The following is a 16,077-nucleotide window of genomic DNA, read 5'->3' as shown; positions in this document are numbered from 1 at the left end:
GCCTGGACATCAAGAGCAGCATCAAGGCCGCGCGGTTTGTGCGCTTTTGTGATGCCTTCAATATCCCGGTCATCACCTTTGTCGACGTGCCCGGTTTCATGCCCGGCACCAGCCAGGAGTTCGGCGGCATCATCAAACACGGCGCCAAGCTGCTCTACGCCTACAGCGAATGCACCGTGCCGCTGGTCACCGTGATCACCCGCAAGGCGTTCGGCGGCGCCTATGACGTGATGGCCTCCAAGCATATCGGCGCCGACGTCAACTACGCCTGGCCGACCGCACAGATCGCGGTGATGGGCGCCAAGGGCGCGGTCGAGATCATCTTCCGCGGCGGCGACGCCGAGACCATCGCGCGCCAGACCAAGGAATACGAGGACCGCTTCATGTCCCCCTTCGTCGCCGCCGAGCGCGGCTATGTCGACGAGGTCATCATGCCGCATTCGACCCGCCGCCGCATCGCCCGTGCCCTCGCCATGCTCAGGACCAAGAGCGTCGAGCGGCCCTGGCGCAAGCACGACAACATCCCGTTGTGAGGGCGCCTTGGATCGCGCTACTCAGTATGGTCGCAGTTGGAAATTCAGTTAGGGTTCGTCGGGGGACAAACTGCGCAACAGATAGCTTGTTCATGCCGAGCATGAAATGAACTTTCATGCTCGGCATCAGGCATCCACTTTATTTCACTACGCGAAGCGAAGGGCCCTGCCTTGTGCCGCCGCCAGTGCCGCCGCCAACCATATGCGGGCCATACATCCGGTCGAACTCAGCCTCGCCCAAATGCAAAGCTTTTGCCAGCTCGCTCCTCGAATAACCCAAGACATTGAGATGATGATCGATAAGTTTTCGAATCTTTTTCGGGTACTCTTTGGGAGGCTCATACGGCTCTGATCTACGATATCCAAGTTTGTTCATTTGTATAAAAAACATTTTCTTTTGGTATGGCGTAATCATATTCAATCTATCTGCGCGCATAACGATAGCGGACATTGATGATTTCCAATATTTCTTCATATTTACTACTTGGCGGAAATCGAATCTTGCTAATTGAGCCCCAACCGCGCGCGGAGGGAGTAAAAATGCACCCGCAAAATGGTCGGCCTCCTGCTCCATAGTATCATCGTCTAAGAACGTCGTAGTATGCAAAATCATATGCCCAAGTTCATGGCACAAGGTATGCCTGATCCTGTCGCTTGGAGCATTCATGTTAACAAAAAACAGGACAGGAAGCCCGTCAATCCGCTGGCTGACGGCGTCAATAAGATCGCTATCGAAATTGCAAGGGATCACAACGCCACCGTGATCTTCGATGAGATCGGTCACGTTCTCAATCGGCCCATCCGGTATGAGCCAGCTTTCGCGAAGCTGTCTTGCAACATCTTCAACGTTGAAATGTCGACCGTTAGAGCCTTGATATTCGTCCCGATCAACCTCTGGAATAAAGCTGTTACTTGTCTTGGCTGACTTAAGAAGAATATTGAGCTGGATGCGCCGGATATTCATCTCGGCGATCATTTTATCCAAGGGCTTTTGACCGAGCTTTTTGCGCCTGCGATAATGGAACGGCGGCATCCCATACGGTCGACCGGTCTCAAAAAACAAATCAGGCTCGTAACCAAGCGTTTCGGCGAGTTTGCCGATAAAATCGGACGGAACCGCCATCAAGCCGGCCTCCACCTTTGAGATAGTGCCCTGCGCGATGTCCATTCGTTCCGCGAGGTGGGACTGAGTCCACCCTCTCGAATCGCGGGCGACCGCCATCATGTGGCGGTTGAAAGTCTCGATCTGCTTCATCAGTTTTCTACAGGCGGAAACGGGACTGCTTGGTGACTTCGTACCAAGCGCGGTCTTCAGCGGCCCGCATGTCAGCAGGAATGATTGCAGCGCACCATAACGCCCCGCGCCGCGTGGGTAGGGAGACTTGAGAGCGTTTGAAGCCCATCCCCGTTTCGTCGAGCAGGTAGCCAACGGTCAACCTCGTCGGCGCTGCCGGCAGCCCTGGGAGTTCTTCGCCCACATCAAATGCCAGCGCCTGAGGGGTCGGATAATTGCTCGACGCTCCGTTTTCGTCGGTCTTCTTCAAACGAAGCACAACGTTGGCGTCCTTAAACAACCAGACATTCTGACCTCGGATGTCCATGTGCTCGACGTGAGGCAGCGCATCGAGGGCGAGGTGGGCTTCCTTCAAGATGTGGCGATAGGTGCAGTGGGCTTGGGTGCTCGCGTCATGGTCAATTGCTACCTCCGGCGGATAGCTTTCGTAGACCGCATGCCCGCGCCGCAACACGCCGTCAAACACGTCCAGATAAGGCTCGATGCGCGGCAACAACACGTCGATGTCGGTTTCCATCCGCAGCCCCTCATGTCGATGGGAATCAACCTATCAGACGTCGCGACAAAAATGAAGAAAAATATTCCACAGATTATTCCTTAGTCCAGCGCCTAGCCGCTGCCGCCCAACCTCGGCGCGCCGCTCAGGGCTCATCCTCTCGGCGCGCATGCGGCTGCCCTTCGCCCCGAGCGCTTGAGCGGCCTTGTCCTTGCCGTCGCCGGGCATACTGTCCTCAATCGAGCCCGTCGCGATCTGCATTAAGCACATAGGAAGGGAGCCGGGGAGGCGACTGGCGCGTCAACGGCGCAAGATTTCAGACTGAAAGATCGTCCGCCCCCCCCGGACATGACAGCCACTTCATAATCGGTTAACCGGGCGCGTCCCTCCTTGCGCCCGGCCCGATGCTCTTCAACTCCTTCGCCTTCCTCCTCGCCTTCCTGCCGCTGGCGCTCGGTCTGCACTGGCTGGTCGAGCGTTACGCACCGGTTGGGCGGTTGCCGCTGCTGCTGGTGCTGTCGCTGGCATTCTACGCCTATTGGGACTGGCGCTTCCTGCCGCTGCTGATGGCCTCGATCCTGGTCAACTGGCTGGTCGCAGAAGGCTTCCAGAAGACGCGCTCGGGCGCACTGATCACGGCCGCCATCGTCGCCAACCTGCTCGTGCTGGCGCTGTTCAAATACTTCAACTTCTTCGGCGATCTCGCTGCGATGATTCCGGGTCTGCCGGCGCCGAAGCTCGATCTCGCTTTGCCGCTCGGCATCTCTTTCTTCACCTTCCACCACGTCATGTACCTGACCGATCTGCGCCGCGGCCAGGCGCCGCGCTACGATCTCGTCCGCTACGGGCTCTACATCGCCTTCTTCCCGCAGGTGCTGGCGGGGCCGCTGGTGCGCTGGCGCGAGATCATGCACCAGTTCGACGAGCGCCCCTATCACCGGCCCGACGCCGCCGAACGCTTCGGCCGGGGCCTTCTGCTGCTCACCGCCGGCCTCGCCAAGAAGGTGCTGATCGGCGATCCGCTGGCCGAATACGCCAATCCGGTCTTCGCCGCGGCCGCGGCGGGTCAGGTCGTGACCGTGGCGGAAGCCTGGCAGGCGACGCTGGCCTTCACCTTCCAGATCTATTTCGACTTCTCCGGCTACACCGACATGGCGCTGGGGCTGGCCCTGCTGCTGGGCATCGTGCTGCCACCGAACTTCGAGACGCCCTATCGCTCGACCAGCATCCAGGATTTCTGGCGCCGCTGGCACATGACGCTGTCGCGCTTCCTGCGCGACTATCTCTACATCGGGCTCGGCGGCTCGCGGCACGGCCTGCCCCGCCAGGTCTGGGCGCTGTTTGCGACCATGGCGCTGGGCGGGCTCTGGCACGGCGCGGGGCTGACCTTCGTCGCCTGGGGGGCGGCGCATGGCCTCGCCTTGATCGTCGCGCTGTTCTGGCGCCGCGCCGGCTGGCCGATGCCGCCGCTGCTCGGCTGGCTTCTGACCTTCCTGTTCGTCGCCCTGTGCTGGGTGCTGTTCCGCGCTACCAGCTTCGAGGCGGCGATGACGATCTACAAGGGGCTCTTCGGCTTCGCCCCGCTCGGCACCGGCTTCAAATGGCGGGCCCTCGTTCCGGCCGCCGCCTTCGCGATCATCGGGCCGACCGCCTGGGCGCTGGTGCACCGGCTTGCGCCGTCGCGCTGGCTCGCTGTGGCGGCCGCCGTGCTGTTCGTCCTCATCCTGTTCAAGATCGGCGAAGACGCCAATTATGAGTTCATCTACTTCCAGTTCTGACGCGGCAGCCGTGCCGGCCGGCACAGCGGCGAGCGAAGCCCGCTGGGCCGGTTTCGCGCGCGCCTTTGCCGCCACAGCGCTGGTGGCGCTGCTCGGCACGCTGGCGCTGGCTTGGCTGATCGACCCCTATGGCACCGGCAACACCCCACTCTCGCTGCGCGAGGGCGTACGTCCGCAGGGGCCGCGCACCGCCGCCGCCAGCCGCGGCCGCGACCCCGCCTTCCAGGGCGCGATCTTCGGCAACTCCCATGTCCAGCTGCTTTCGCCCGAGCGGCTGCAGGCGCAGACCGGGATCCCCTTCGTCTCGCTGATCGCACCGGCCTCGGGCCCCAAGGAAGGTCTGGTCCTGATCGACTGGTATCTGCGCCACCGCCGCGAGCCGGCGCGCGCCGTCGTCGTCGGCATCGATGATCTCTGGTGCACGGCAGATCCGGCGATGCCCAACGCGAAGCCCTTCCCCTTCTGGCTCTACAGCCGCGACCGCGCCGAATATCTCGTCGGCCTGCTGCGCTTCGACGTGCTGGAGGAGTTCCAGCGCCGCATCGTCTATCTCCTGCCCGGCCGCGGCGAACGCGCGCGGCCCGACGGGTACTGGGATTACGTGCGGTATTCCATCGGCATGGGCTTTTACCGCGACCCGGCCAAGCGCGCTGAACTGGAGCGGCCAGGTCCGGGCGGCGGCGGCAATGCGAGCGGCCCGTGGCCGGCCGTGCAGGCACTCGAAACGCTGATGCAGGCGGCGCCCGGCACGCCTTTGATTCTCGTGCGCCCGCCCGTCTATCGCAGCCTGCTGCCGGTGCCGGGCAGCACGGAGGCCGCCGCCGAGGCCGGCTGCCGCGGCGCCTTCGCCGGGCTCGCGGCGCGCCGTCCGCTCACCGCCCTGATCGACGGACGCCGCGACCGCCCCGAACTGCACGATCCGAATCAGTTCTTCGACCGCTCGCATTACCGCCAGCCGCTCGCCCGGCTGGTCGAGGCCGAGATCGCCGCGGCGTTGAAGGCGATGCGCTGATGCGGCCCCGATCACCGGCACAACGCGCGCAAACGCCTGTTCCACCGTGCAAAACACGGCCCCGTGAAGAAGCGCTCGGAGCCCTGCAATCCGATTGTGAGCGCCCCCCGGCATCGCTATAAGGGCGCCAAATCGGCGGCCCTCCCACGGCAAGGTCGGTGGGCGCCGGGGGACGACAACCAGAGAGTGCGCCTATGTCGAAGCAGATCATCCTCGACGCGGACTACAAGCCCAGCGACGACGAACCGTTCATGAACGACCGGCAGCGCGAGTATTTCCGGGGCAAGCTGCTGGCCTGGAAGGAAGAGATTCTGAAGGAGGCCCGCGAGACCCTGGTGACGCTGCAGAGCGAGAGCGAGAACCACCCCGACATCGCCGACAGGGCCTCCTCCGAAACCGACCGCGCAATCGAGCTTCGCGCCCGCGACCGCCAGCGCAAGCTGATCGCCAAGATCGAAGCCGCCATCGCCCGCATCGACGACAACACCTATGGCTATTGCGAGGAAACGGGCGAGCCGATCTCGCTCAAGCGCCTCGAGGCCCGGCCGATCGCGACGCTGTCGCTCGAAGCCCAGGAGCGCCACGAGCGCAACGAGCGCGTCTTCCGCGACGATTGACGTAGCCGCCGGCGGGCGCCTGCGACCGAGCCCCGCCCCTTGGGAGCGGGGCTTTTTGCTGACCGGCCGCGCGCTAGCCGAGTTCGGTGAAGGACCACCGGGTCTCGGCCACCGCCATGTCGACGAAGGCCCGGACCTTGGCCGAGAGCAGGCGCTGCGTCGGATAGACGATCTGGATCGGCGAAGGCGGCCGCTCATGCTCCGGCAGGAGGATCGTCAACGCGCCGCGGCGGATGGCGTCGGCCGCCTGATAGGCCAGCACCAGCGTCATCCCGCCGCCGTCGATCGCGTGCTGGACGGCGCTCTCGGCCGCGTTGGTGACGAAGCTCGGCGTGAAGCCGACCCTCTGCCGCCGCCCGTCCCGCTCGAACACCCACTCATGCGCCGCGTTGAAGCCGGAGAAATGGATGCAGCGATGGCCGGCGATGGCGGCTGGCGAAAGCGGCGAGCCATGCCGCTCCAGATAGGCAGGCGCCGCCACCAGGACCCGCCGGGTCTCGCCGAGGCGGCGTGACCGGAGCGCCGAATCGCCGAGATGGCCGATGCGGATGGCGAGGTCGACCCCGTCCTCCACCAGGTTGACGAGGCGGTCGCCCAGCCGCAATTCACCCTGCACAGCCGGGTAGCGCGACAGATAGGCCGAGAGCAGCGGCCCGACATGGAAGCGCCCGAAGGCGAGCGGCGCTGCCACCACCAGCCGGCCGGACGGCGCCACGCGCGCCGCCTGCAGGGAGGCGTCGGCCTCGTCGAGATCCGCCAGGATGCGCCGGGCCAGGGGCAGATAGCGCTCGCCCTCGTCCGTCAGCGTGACCGAGCGCGTCGTGCGCTGCAGCAGGCGGGTGCCTAGCCGCTCCTCCAGCGCCGCAACCAGCCGCGTCACGGCCGAGGGCGAGAGCGCAAGAGGGCGGGCCGCCGCGGCGAAGCCCTTCGCCTCGGCCACCTTCACGAAGGCCTGCAGGGTCGCGAAGCGGTCCACGGCATTGCTCCCATCTGCGCAACAATGAACTGTCGATCGGACGGATTATCGTACGCCACCATTATTGTCATCTTCAGGGCCGCGGCGGGCCACACCGGCTCGCCCGGGGGAGTCAGAACCATGACCGACAGGAGCCCATCCAGTGACATCGCCTTCACCCCGGCGGTGAAGGCGCTGCAGCAGCGCAAGGGATCACGGGGCGGCTACCGCAGGATGGAGGAGAACGGCGGCTGGGAGACGACGGTGACACCACAGCTCGCCGCCTTCCTTGCCGAGCGCGACAGCTTCTTCCTGGCCACCGCCAGCGCCGACGGGCAGCCCTATATCCAGCACCGCGGCGGCGCGGCCGGTTTTCTGCGCGTGATCGACGAGCGCACGCTGGGCTTCGCCGATTTCCGCGGCAACCGGCAATATGTCAGCCTCGGCAATCTCTCCGAGAACCCCAAGGCCCATCTCTTCCTGATCGATTACGCCCGCCGGCAGCGCATCAAGATCTGGGGCACGGCCCGCGTCGTCGAGGACGATCCGGCGCTGATCGAGGCGCTGAGGCCCGACGGCCATGCCGGCACGCCCGAGCAGGCGATCCTGTTCGACATCGCGGCCTGGGACGCCAACTGCCCCCAGCACATCCCGCAGCTGATCGCCGCCAAGGACGTCGCGGCGGCGCTGGCCGAACGCGACCGGCGGATCCTCGCCCTCGAGGCCGAGCTGGCCAGGGTCCGCGCCGAGGCCTGACCCGGCGCTGGCGCCCCGCGCCCGCACTGGTCTATGCTGCCCTTGGGGAAGACTGGAGAACCGGCGGCTGCGGCCGCCGGCCGGCGGGGGAAAAGCGTCATGTTGCGTCGGATCATGCGGCCATCGCGCGCCGGTCTGCTCGCGGCCCTCCTGGCCACGGCACTCGCCGGCTGTGCCGGCGATGTCCGCGGCGTGCTGGTGCCGGTGATCAACCCCTCCGCCGAGGCCAGCCGCGTCACCATGCTGGTCGCCACCACCCGCGCGCCCGACCCCGATGCCGGGCTGCTCTTCTCCGGCGAGCGCGGCACGCCGAATTTCGCCGAGATCACCGTCTCCCTGCCCGCCGAGGGCCGCCGCAAGGTCGGCGAGGTGCAGTGGCCCAAGGCCCTGCCCGGTGATCCGCAGACCGATTTCGTCACGCTCAAGGTCGAGAAGCTCGACCAGAAAGGCGTCGTCGCCCGCTTCAACACGGCGGTGAAGAAGGTGCCCAAGCGCCGCGTCCTGGTCTTCATCCACGGCTTCAACAACCGCTTCGAGGACGCCGTCTACCGCTTCGCCCAGATCGTCCACGATTCGAAGGCGCAGGTCGTGCCGATCCTGTTCACCTGGCCCTCGCGCGGCTCGGTCTTCGCCTATGGCTACGACCGCGAGAGCGGCAACTATTCCCGCCGTGCGCTGGAGAACCTGTTCCAGGCGCTGGCGCGCGATCCCGCCGTGGGCGAGGTCTCGGTGCTCGCCCATTCGATGGGCAACTGGGTGACGCTGGAGGCGCTGCGTGAGATGTCGATCCGCAACGGCACGATCTCGCCCAAGATCGCCAATGTCATGCTCGCCGCGCCCGACGTCGATGTCGACGTCTTCCGCAGCCAGATCGCCGACATGGAAGGCCGCCGCCCGAAATTCACCCTCTTCGTCTCGCTGGACGACCGGGCGCTGGCCGTCTCGCGCCGGGTCTGGGGCAGCACGGCGCGCCTCGGCGCGATCGATCCCGACAGCGAACCCTATCGCAGCCAGCTCGAAAAGGCCGGCATCACCGTCCTCAACCTGACCTCGCTACGCTCGGGCGACCGCCTGAACCACGGCAAATTCGCCGAGAGCCCCGAGGTGGTGAAGCTGATCGGCTCCCGCCTGATCGAGGGCCAGCCGATCACCGACACCCGGATCGGGCTGGGCGAGAAGGTGATGCAGGTCACCGCCGGCACCGCGGCTGCGGTCGGCTCCGTCGCGGGGCTGGCGATCGCGGCGCCGGTCGCGGTCGTCGATCCCCACACCCGCCGCAACTTCGCCGACAAGACGGATGCCGTCGGCCAGGCCCTGCGCGACGTCGGCGAGCACGCCACCAGCGAATGAGCCCCGCAGCAGGCGCGGCGCCCCCTCCACCTGACAGGAAGCGGCCCCGCCCGGAGGCGAGGCCGCGAAAGCCGTGCAGAGACCTGACGGCCGACCGCTTACGGCTTGGCCGGGACGCTGGTCGAGCCGCCACCGGCCGGGTTCGGGGCGGTGCCGGTCGGAGGCGTCGAGGGCATCGTGCCCGAAGGCGCCATCGGCGGGTTGGAGGGCGCGCCCAGCACGCCGCCGCCGGCGGGATTGGCGGTCACGCCCGGCTGGGGGGTCGGCGCCACGGTGGCGTCGCCCGGCACGGGCACGGGGGCGGCGGTGGTCGGGCGGTTGTTGGTGGGCGAGTTGACGGGCGGCTGCGTCGACTGCGCGGTGGCGACCATCGGGGCCAGGGCGAGAGCGCCGGCGAGCGTCAAAGTCTTCAGACTCATGGATTTTTCTCCGTTGTTGCGGTGTCCCCGAACCAACGGCAGGCACCGCGGAGGGTTCCCCGAAAACGCCCTGTGCCCCCTGCGACCTTTCCGCCCCCTCCCGAACGAAACGCCGCTCCGGCCGCGCCAAATCCCCGCCAGCGCTCCGCACGCCGGCGTCAACAACGAGGGGCAGCGGAGCGCCGCGAGGCGCGTGGGGTAACAAGCCGCATCCGTTGAGCCAGGATGCGGCGCGGATGGATTGAGCCACCATCCGCACGCCCCGTGGCGCTCCGCTTGCCGGCGATTTCGGACCTCGGGCCGCGCTTATCGGGTCGAAGGCTATCCTTCGCCGCGAGCCCTGGACGCCAGTTCCCCTCATCGGGTTGTCGCGCCGTCAGGCATGGGACGAAGGCGTGATGCCAACCACCGTTCCAGCGAGCTCCTCGCACAGGGGCCGTAGTACCCCCAGGGCGGTGCCCCGAAGCCTCCCGGGAGTGGATCGTGACTCCACCCGCAGGCGCCGCACCCACCCCCACCAACGGCACACCTCCGGATGGCTGCCCCTCGGGGATGAGGTGGTGTCAGGATAGGGGTGTTGGGGGGAACCGGGGATAAGCGTCGCCCTTAGCGTCTCACTGTCCCGCCGCGTGGTGCGACCGGAAGACCTCTATGCTAGCATCCCTCAGCCCGCTTCCAGGTTGGTTGATGTCGGCAGAATGACTTTCGTTGCTGGGGCATTGAATTGATCGAGGGGCGGCTCTTCACACGCGACTTTCTGCTCGAAGGCATCCGCGATACGGCCGACTGGATTTCGCTCGAAGATGTCACGGTCGATCAGCTCGAAGACTGCCTGAAGACCCTTCTGTCGAAGATCGCCGCGCGCAAGAGCACCAACGAAGCGCAGACCGAGGACGACCTCGTCTATCCCATCCTTGAACATCTCGGCTGGGCGGAGCGCGAGGTGCAACCCAATGCCTCCGTAAAGGCGCGCCTCGATGTTCCCGACGCGCTGCTGTACCCGGATGTGTCGGCCAAGGCGCGCGCCGGTGCTCTCGATCCCTGGCAGCGGTTCCAGCATGGGCTCGCGATCGTCGAGGCCAAGCGCTGGGGCCGGCCGCTCGACCGCGAGGAGCGTGGGCGCAAGGGCGAGGAAGGCACGCCATCCTCGCAGATGCTGCGTTATCTCCGACGCATCGAGGAACGCACGAAGGGCAGGCTGCGCTGGGGCATCCTGACCAATGGCCGGCTCTGGCGGCTCTATTTCCATGGCGCGACGTCGATCGCGGAGGATTTTCTGGAGATCGATCTTGGCCGCGTCGTCGAGATCGAAGGCATCGAATCACCCGGCCTGTTCGACAGGCGCCCGGAGATTTTCGGGGATGACGCAGCCTGGCGCCGGCATGTCCTGAAACTCTTCTGCCTGCTGTTCGGTCGCACGGCCTTTCTTGCCGGCGATCAGGGCGAGACCTTTCACCAGCTGGCCCTTCGCGAGGGCAAACGCTGGGAGGAAAAGGTCCGGGATACGCTCTCGGGGAAGGTCTTCGACGAAATCCTGCCGGAACTGGCGAACGCGCTGGCAACGCGCGATCCGCAGCGCCCATCCGTGCTCGGCCCGGCCTATCTCGACGAAGTCAGGCAGGGCGCGCTGATCCTGCTCTACCGGCTGCTTTTCGTGCTCTACGCGGAGGATCGCAACCTCTTGCCCGACGAGCGCGGGGCCTACGCTCCCTACTGCCTGACGAAGCTGAGACAGGAGATCGCCGAGAAGGGGCCGGACCGTTATCCGAAGGGCATTTGCCTGCTCTGGTCGCGGCTCATCACGATCTTTACGGCGATCGCCGAGGGCAACGACGAACTTGGCATCCCGCCCTATAATGGCGGCCTGTTTGACCCCGCCACCGCGCCCATCCTCGGCCGCTTGCAACTGACCGACGACATCGTGGCGCGGATGGTGTTCGGCTTGAGCCATGAGGCCGATGCCGGCGACGGGCGCGGCCCGCGTTACATCAATTATCGCGACCTCTCAGTCCAGCAGCTTGGCGCCGTCTATGAGAGCATCCTCGAACACGGGCTCAGGGTCAGCGCCGAGGGCCGCGTCGAGATCGACGCCGACGACGATGCACGCCACACCTCCGGCAGCTATTATACCCCCGAAGAACTCGTCGGATTGATCATCGACAAGGCGGTCGGACCGGCGGTGGCGGCGAAGCTGGACGCTTTCCGCGCGGCGGCGCTCGCGCTCGCGACGGATCGGCGCCCCGTCGCCGACCGGCTGGCCGAACTGGCGGAAATCGATCCCGCGAGCGCGATCCTGACGCTCAAGGTCTGCGACCCGGCGATGGGCTCGGGGCATTTCCTCGTCAGCCTCGTCGATTGGGTGGCCGATGCCGTGCTCGATGCGCAGGAGGAAGCCGCCACGCTGGTCCCTTGGGGCGACTACATCTCCCCGCTGGCCGCCCGCGTCGCCGCCGTCAGAACCAAGATTGTCGGCGAGGCGCGGGCGCGCAACTGGGCAATCGCAGAAGGGCAGCTCGACGACCGCCACATCGTGCGACGCATGGTGCTGAAGCGCGTCGTCTATGGCGTCGACAAGAACCCGATGGCGGTGGAACTCGCCAAGGTCGCCCTCTGGCTGCATTCCTTCACCGTCGGCGCCCCCCTCTCCTTCCTGGACCACCATCTGCGCGCCGGCGACAGCGTGGTCGGGGCCTGGGTGCGCCCGACGGTGGACGCGCTGCAGCAGCGCGGCGCTCTCTTCAATCTCAGCCAGATCGCACGGGTCGAGCAGGTCGCCGGGCTGATGGCCGAGATCGAGGAGACGACCGACAACGACATCGCCGAGGTGACGGCGTCCAAGACCAAGTTCGGCACCGTGGGCGAGGTCACGGCGCCGATCGCAGAGCTGTTCTCGCTTTTGACGGCCGAGCGGATGCTGGGCGTCTTCGAGGCGGCGCCCAAATCCGCCCCCGATTTCCGCAAGCTCGCCGGCAAGCCGGAGAAGCAGCAGGAGAAGGCCCGGCGTGATCTCGTCGCCTTCGAGCGCGCGGCGGCGTTCCAGCTCGTGCTGGAGGGCACCTTCGGCGACCCGATCCGGATCGCCTCGGGTGCGGCGCGTATTGCCACCCCCGAACTCAAGCAGCAGCTCGCCCTCCTGCCGCCGGACCAGCCCGAGCAGTCCAGCCTGTTTCCCGGCATCAGCGTCGACGATCGCCGCCGCGTGACAGCCGATGGGCTGGTCGAGGAAGCCCGCGCGCTCGGCAGGCGCCACGACTTCTTCCATTGGGAGATCGGCTTTCCCAATGTCTGGCGCAATCTGGCCTCGGCCGAGCCGGTCGGCGGCTTCGACGCCGTCATCGGCAACCCACCCTATGTCCGGCAAGAGCTGCTCGGCGCCGAGATCAAGCGCGTCCTCAAGGGGTCCTACGCCGCCTTCGACGGCATGGCTGACCTGTATGTCTATTTCTACGAGCAGGGGCTGAAGCTGCTGAAGCCCGGCGGACGCATGGCCTATGTCGTCACCAACAAATGGCTGAAAGCCGGCTATGCGGAAGAGCTGCGCGCTGTCTTCGCCGGGGTGGGCTGGCTCGAATTCATCGCCGATTTCGGCCACGCCAAGCATTTCTTCCCGGATGCCGACGTCTTCCCCAGCGTTGTGACGGTCCGCAAGCCGACCCGCGACGAGGCCCCGCCGGAGGAAGCCGCAATCTGCGTCATTCCGCGCGACAGCGTGCCGCGGAAGGGGCTGGCCGGGGCCGTGGCGGAGGCGACCTTCCCGCTGCCGCGCACCTTGTTCACCCGGGAGCCCTGGGTGCTGGAGCCCAAGCCGGTGATGGATCTGCTCGACAAGATCCGGCGAAACGGCGTGCCGCTGGCGGAGTATGCGGGCCGCGCGCCGATCAATGGTATTAAGACCGGCCTGAACGAGGCCTTTGTAGTAGACAATGCAACAGCCGATAATCTCCTGAGAGAAGACCCAAACAGTGCTAATGTTATTCAACCATTCCGGAGAGGACAAGATCTTCAGCGCTGGTTGAATGATCCTCCATCTCTTCAATTGATCGCGCTCGCGTCTCGCGGCGAAAACATGTGGCCTTGGTCATCCAAATCGGAGGGCGACGGCGAAATAATATTTAAAGATTCTTTCCCGGCAATTTATCGTCACCTTAAAAGGTTTGAATCTGGGCTTAGAGGCCGCGAAAGTCGAGGTAAATTCTGGTGGGAACCACAAACCGCTGCAAATCCGGCAGCTTATGGCAGAACCGGTATTATCTATCAAGAGATTCAATTTTATCCATGCTACGCTTTCAATCAATCGAGCGAACTTAGTAATAACAAAACTTTCATTATTACTTCAGATTGTCATTTTTTACTTTCAATACTAAATTCACCGCTCATGTGGTGGCACAATTGGCGTTTCCTACCCCATATGAAAGACGAGGCGTTAAGCCCCATGTCGTTCAGGATGGAAGCTTTACCGATCGCGCCTGGTGATGACGCGTATCGGCAGGCTGCCCAAATTGACGTGGATGAAGTCATTGCCGCAACCCGCGTCGTATCTGCTGCTAATCGCACCATACACGATTGGCTCCATCACGAGTTCGGCCTCGACAAGCCTGGCGCGGCGCTCGCCCAGCCCCACCGGCTCGATGCCGACGGCTTCGCGGCCGCCGTGCGCAAGGCCCTGCCTAAGGCGCGCCGGCTCACCGCCGCCGACATCCAGCGCCTGAAGGACGAGCACCGCGAGACGGTCGAGCCCGCCCGCCGCGCCGCCGACGAGGCGCTGGTTTTGGAACGCCGGCTCTCCGACCTCGTCAACGCCGCCTATGGGCTGACGCCCGAGGAGGTGGAGCTGATGTGGCGGACCGCGCCACCGCGCATGCCCTTCCGGCCGTAACGCCCCACAAAAAACCCCGCCTCGGGAGAAGGCGGGGTTTTCTGTCGGCCGCTCGCCCTGAAGGCCGGGGAGCGTGGCTTTGCGGCCGGTGGGGTGGCGGCTCGGGAGAGACCGCCTTCCGGCTGGCGCGGGGAATTGCGGGGAGCGTTCCGCGCCGGCCGGGATGGGGGACGTGTGGGGGCTGAGATCCTTCGTGAAGGGACTTGGGAAACGCGCCGTCATCCTGGGCAAGCCGCGAAGCGGCGCCGGCCGGGATCCATCATCGGGCGCCGCCGCGCCCTTCGATGGATCCCGGGACGGCCTGCGGCCGCCCAGGATGACGTCGTGTCTGTGTGAGGGTCAGAACGGCAGCAGGATGTCCATCACCTGCTGGCCGTAGCGCGGCTGCTGGACGTCGGTGATCTGGCCGCGGCCGCCATAGGCGATGCGGGCCTGGGCGATCTTGGTCGACTCGATGGTGTTGTCGCTCTCGATGTCCTCGGGCCGGATCACGCCGGCGACGATCAGCTCGCGCACCTCGAAATTCACCCGGATCTCCTGCTTGCCCTCGATCACGAGGTTGCCGTTGGGCAGGGTCTGGGTAACGACGGCGGCGACGTTCGTCGCCAGCGTCTCGGAGCGGTTGACCGAGCCCGCGCCCTCGCTCGAGGCGGCGGAGTCGAGTTTCAAAAGCGAGCCGGCGCTGGCGCCGTCCGGCAGGAACTTGTCGAGCTTGTTCTCGAAGCCGAAGGCGTTGTCGGCGCCCACATCCTCGCCGTTCTTGCGGCTGCGCTTGGTCGTGTTGTTGAGCTGCGCCTTGTCTGTGACCTTGACCTTGACGGTGACGAGATCGCCGACGAGCCGCGCCCGCTGGTCCTTGAAGAAGGCGCGCGAGCCGGTGCGCCAGAGCGAGTTCGGCGCGTAGGAGGCGTGCTCCATCGCCGGCATCGGCATCTGCACGGGCTTGTAGCCCTTGCTCGCCGTCGGGTCCTCGATCGGCGAGAGCGCGGGTGCGGCCCCGACATTGGCGAGCCGGTCGGCGGCGCCGCAGGCGCTGAGGCACACGCCCAGCAGCAGCAGGCCGGCGAGGCGGGCCGCGGCGCGGGCGTGGCTGCGGGTGGCGGGGTTCGACAGGGTGATCATGGCACTCATCCGGTTTCCGGAGGACATCAGGGCGCGCTGGCGACGCGGCCGGAGGCGGCGGACTGGATCGAGATCCGGCCGGGCCCGCTCACCGTGCCGTGCAGCACGCGCTTCGACTGGGGGTTGGTGACGCTGACGACGTCGCCCATCGCGCCCGCCTCTCCGGCCCGGCCGCGCATGGTGATGGTCAGCCCGCGGGATTCGTAGACCAGCGTGACGAGGTCGCCCTTGGCGACGATCTCCTCCCGGCGCAGATCGCCGGCGCGCAGCGGGGCGCCGGCCATCAAGGCGCGGGTCGCGACCTTGTCGATCGCGGCGCGCGGATCGCCGATCAGGTCGGCCATCTGGCCGTCGCGCGGGCGGCGCTCGACCAGGACGTCGGCCTGGCCCAGCGTCTCGCCGCGGGCGACGGCGCGCCGGGGCACCACGACCTCGACGGTCTCGACGAGCTGGCCGGCGATGCGGACCGGCTTGAGGCGCAGCGCCATGCTGCCGGGCACCGAGACCCGCGCCTGCAGGCGCCGCGTGCGGGAATCATAGGCGAGATCGCTCACGACCGCCTCGCCGGTCAGCTCGGGCTCGACCGCGATCGAGGGCGCGCCGCCGTCGATGGTCAGGGCGAAGGCGCGGGCATCGACGCCGTAGCGCTCCTGCAGCCCGGTCTTCACGGCCTCCTCGATGTCCGAGGCCATGACGCGGCGTGCCGCGCGGGTGACGACGACCTGCGCCTGGCCGGCGCCCTCGAGCTCGGCGGCCGATGTGATGATGCCGGCCCCGCGCGCCGCCTCGACGATGCGCGCGACCTGGATCGTGCCGGTCTCGCCCAGCGCCGGCGCCCGGAAGGCGGGGATCGCCGCCGCCTCCTGCGA

Annotated in this window: 13 protein-coding genes; 7 read left to right on the top strand and 6 right to left on the bottom strand. The window is 66.2% G+C overall.

The annotated features are described in order from the left end of the window. A partial coding sequence (locus tag Q8M82_RS05625; protein WP_305690396.1) for a carboxyl transferase domain-containing protein occupies window positions 1-533 on the top strand: 533 nt, incomplete at its 5' end. A 139-nt stretch (window positions 534-672) separates the two neighbouring features. On the opposite strand, the gene Q8M82_RS05620 is transcribed toward Q8M82_RS05625, so the two are convergent. Together Q8M82_RS05620 and Q8M82_RS05615 are read right to left on the bottom strand one after the other, a co-directional pair. Then, complete coding sequence (locus Q8M82_RS05620) at window positions 673-1,788, bottom strand: helix-turn-helix domain-containing protein (RefSeq protein ID WP_305690395.1); 1,116 nt, start codon at window positions 1,786-1,788, stop codon at window positions 673-675. 7 nt (window positions 1,789-1,795) lie between these two features. Next, window positions 1,796-2,344, bottom strand: coding sequence for a hypothetical protein (locus Q8M82_RS05615; protein WP_305690394.1), 549 nt, complete (start codon window positions 2,342-2,344; stop codon window positions 1,796-1,798). 383 nt (window positions 2,345-2,727) lie between these two features. On the opposite strand from Q8M82_RS05615, the gene Q8M82_RS05610 reads away from it, so the two are divergent. From Q8M82_RS05610 to dksA, 3 genes are all read left to right on the top strand, one after another. Further along, the gene (locus Q8M82_RS05610; RefSeq protein WP_305690393.1) at window positions 2,728-4,101 is read left to right on the top strand and encodes an MBOAT family O-acyltransferase; all 1,374 of its coding nucleotides are present in this window, start codon (window positions 2,728-2,730) and stop codon (window positions 4,099-4,101) included. Between the two features lie 10 nt (window positions 4,102-4,111). Further along, complete coding sequence (locus Q8M82_RS05605; protein WP_305690392.1) at window positions 4,112-5,113, top strand: hypothetical protein; 1,002 nt, start codon at window positions 4,112-4,114, stop codon at window positions 5,111-5,113. A 194-nt stretch (window positions 5,114-5,307) separates the two neighbouring features. Next, complete coding sequence (dksA, locus tag Q8M82_RS05600; protein WP_305690391.1) at window positions 5,308-5,730, top strand: RNA polymerase-binding protein DksA; 423 nt, start codon at window positions 5,308-5,310, stop codon at window positions 5,728-5,730. A gap of 73 nt (window positions 5,731-5,803) precedes the next feature. Here dksA and Q8M82_RS05595 read toward each other — a convergent pair whose 3' ends face one another. After that, on the bottom strand, window positions 5,804-6,706 hold the full coding sequence (locus Q8M82_RS05595; RefSeq protein ID WP_305690390.1) for a LysR substrate-binding domain-containing protein: 903 nt from the start codon (window positions 6,704-6,706) through the stop codon (window positions 5,804-5,806). 120 nt (window positions 6,707-6,826) lie between these two features. Here Q8M82_RS05595 and Q8M82_RS05590 point away from each other — a divergent pair, with 120 nt between their 5' ends. Both Q8M82_RS05590 and Q8M82_RS05585 read left to right on the top strand, forming a co-directional pair. Further along, complete coding sequence (locus Q8M82_RS05590; protein WP_305690389.1) at window positions 6,827-7,441, top strand: pyridoxamine 5'-phosphate oxidase family protein; 615 nt, start codon at window positions 6,827-6,829, stop codon at window positions 7,439-7,441. 99 nt (window positions 7,442-7,540) lie between these two features. Continuing rightward, window positions 7,541-8,791, top strand: coding sequence for an alpha/beta hydrolase (locus Q8M82_RS05585; protein WP_305690388.1), 1,251 nt, complete (start codon window positions 7,541-7,543; stop codon window positions 8,789-8,791). A 98-nt stretch (window positions 8,792-8,889) separates the two neighbouring features. On the opposite strand, the gene Q8M82_RS05580 is transcribed toward Q8M82_RS05585, so the two are convergent. After that, window positions 8,890-9,210, bottom strand: coding sequence for a hypothetical protein (locus Q8M82_RS05580; RefSeq protein WP_305690387.1), 321 nt, complete (start codon window positions 9,208-9,210; stop codon window positions 8,890-8,892). A gap of 724 nt (window positions 9,211-9,934) precedes the next feature. Between Q8M82_RS05580 and Q8M82_RS05575 the strand changes: the two genes are divergently transcribed. Then, complete coding sequence (locus Q8M82_RS05575; protein ID WP_305690386.1) at window positions 9,935-14,086, top strand: Eco57I restriction-modification methylase domain-containing protein; 4,152 nt, start codon at window positions 9,935-9,937, stop codon at window positions 14,084-14,086. A gap of 339 nt (window positions 14,087-14,425) precedes the next feature. Here Q8M82_RS05575 and flgH read toward each other — a convergent pair whose 3' ends face one another. Together flgH and flgA are read right to left on the bottom strand one after the other, a co-directional pair. Continuing rightward, window positions 14,426-15,208 (bottom strand): flagellar basal body L-ring protein FlgH, encoded by a 783-nt coding sequence (gene flgH / locus Q8M82_RS05570; protein ID WP_305690385.1) that lies wholly within the window; start codon window positions 15,206-15,208, stop codon window positions 14,426-14,428. Between the two features lie 26 nt (window positions 15,209-15,234). After that, on the bottom strand, window positions 15,235-16,077 hold an 843-nt coding region (gene flgA / locus Q8M82_RS05565), incomplete at its 5' end, for a flagellar basal body P-ring formation chaperone FlgA (protein ID WP_305690384.1).

The organism is Allobosea sp. (genome assembly GCF_030694325.1).
GTDB lineage: Bacteria > Pseudomonadota > Alphaproteobacteria > Rhizobiales > Beijerinckiaceae > Allobosea.
This window is presented reverse-complemented; position numbering and strand designations above follow the sequence as displayed.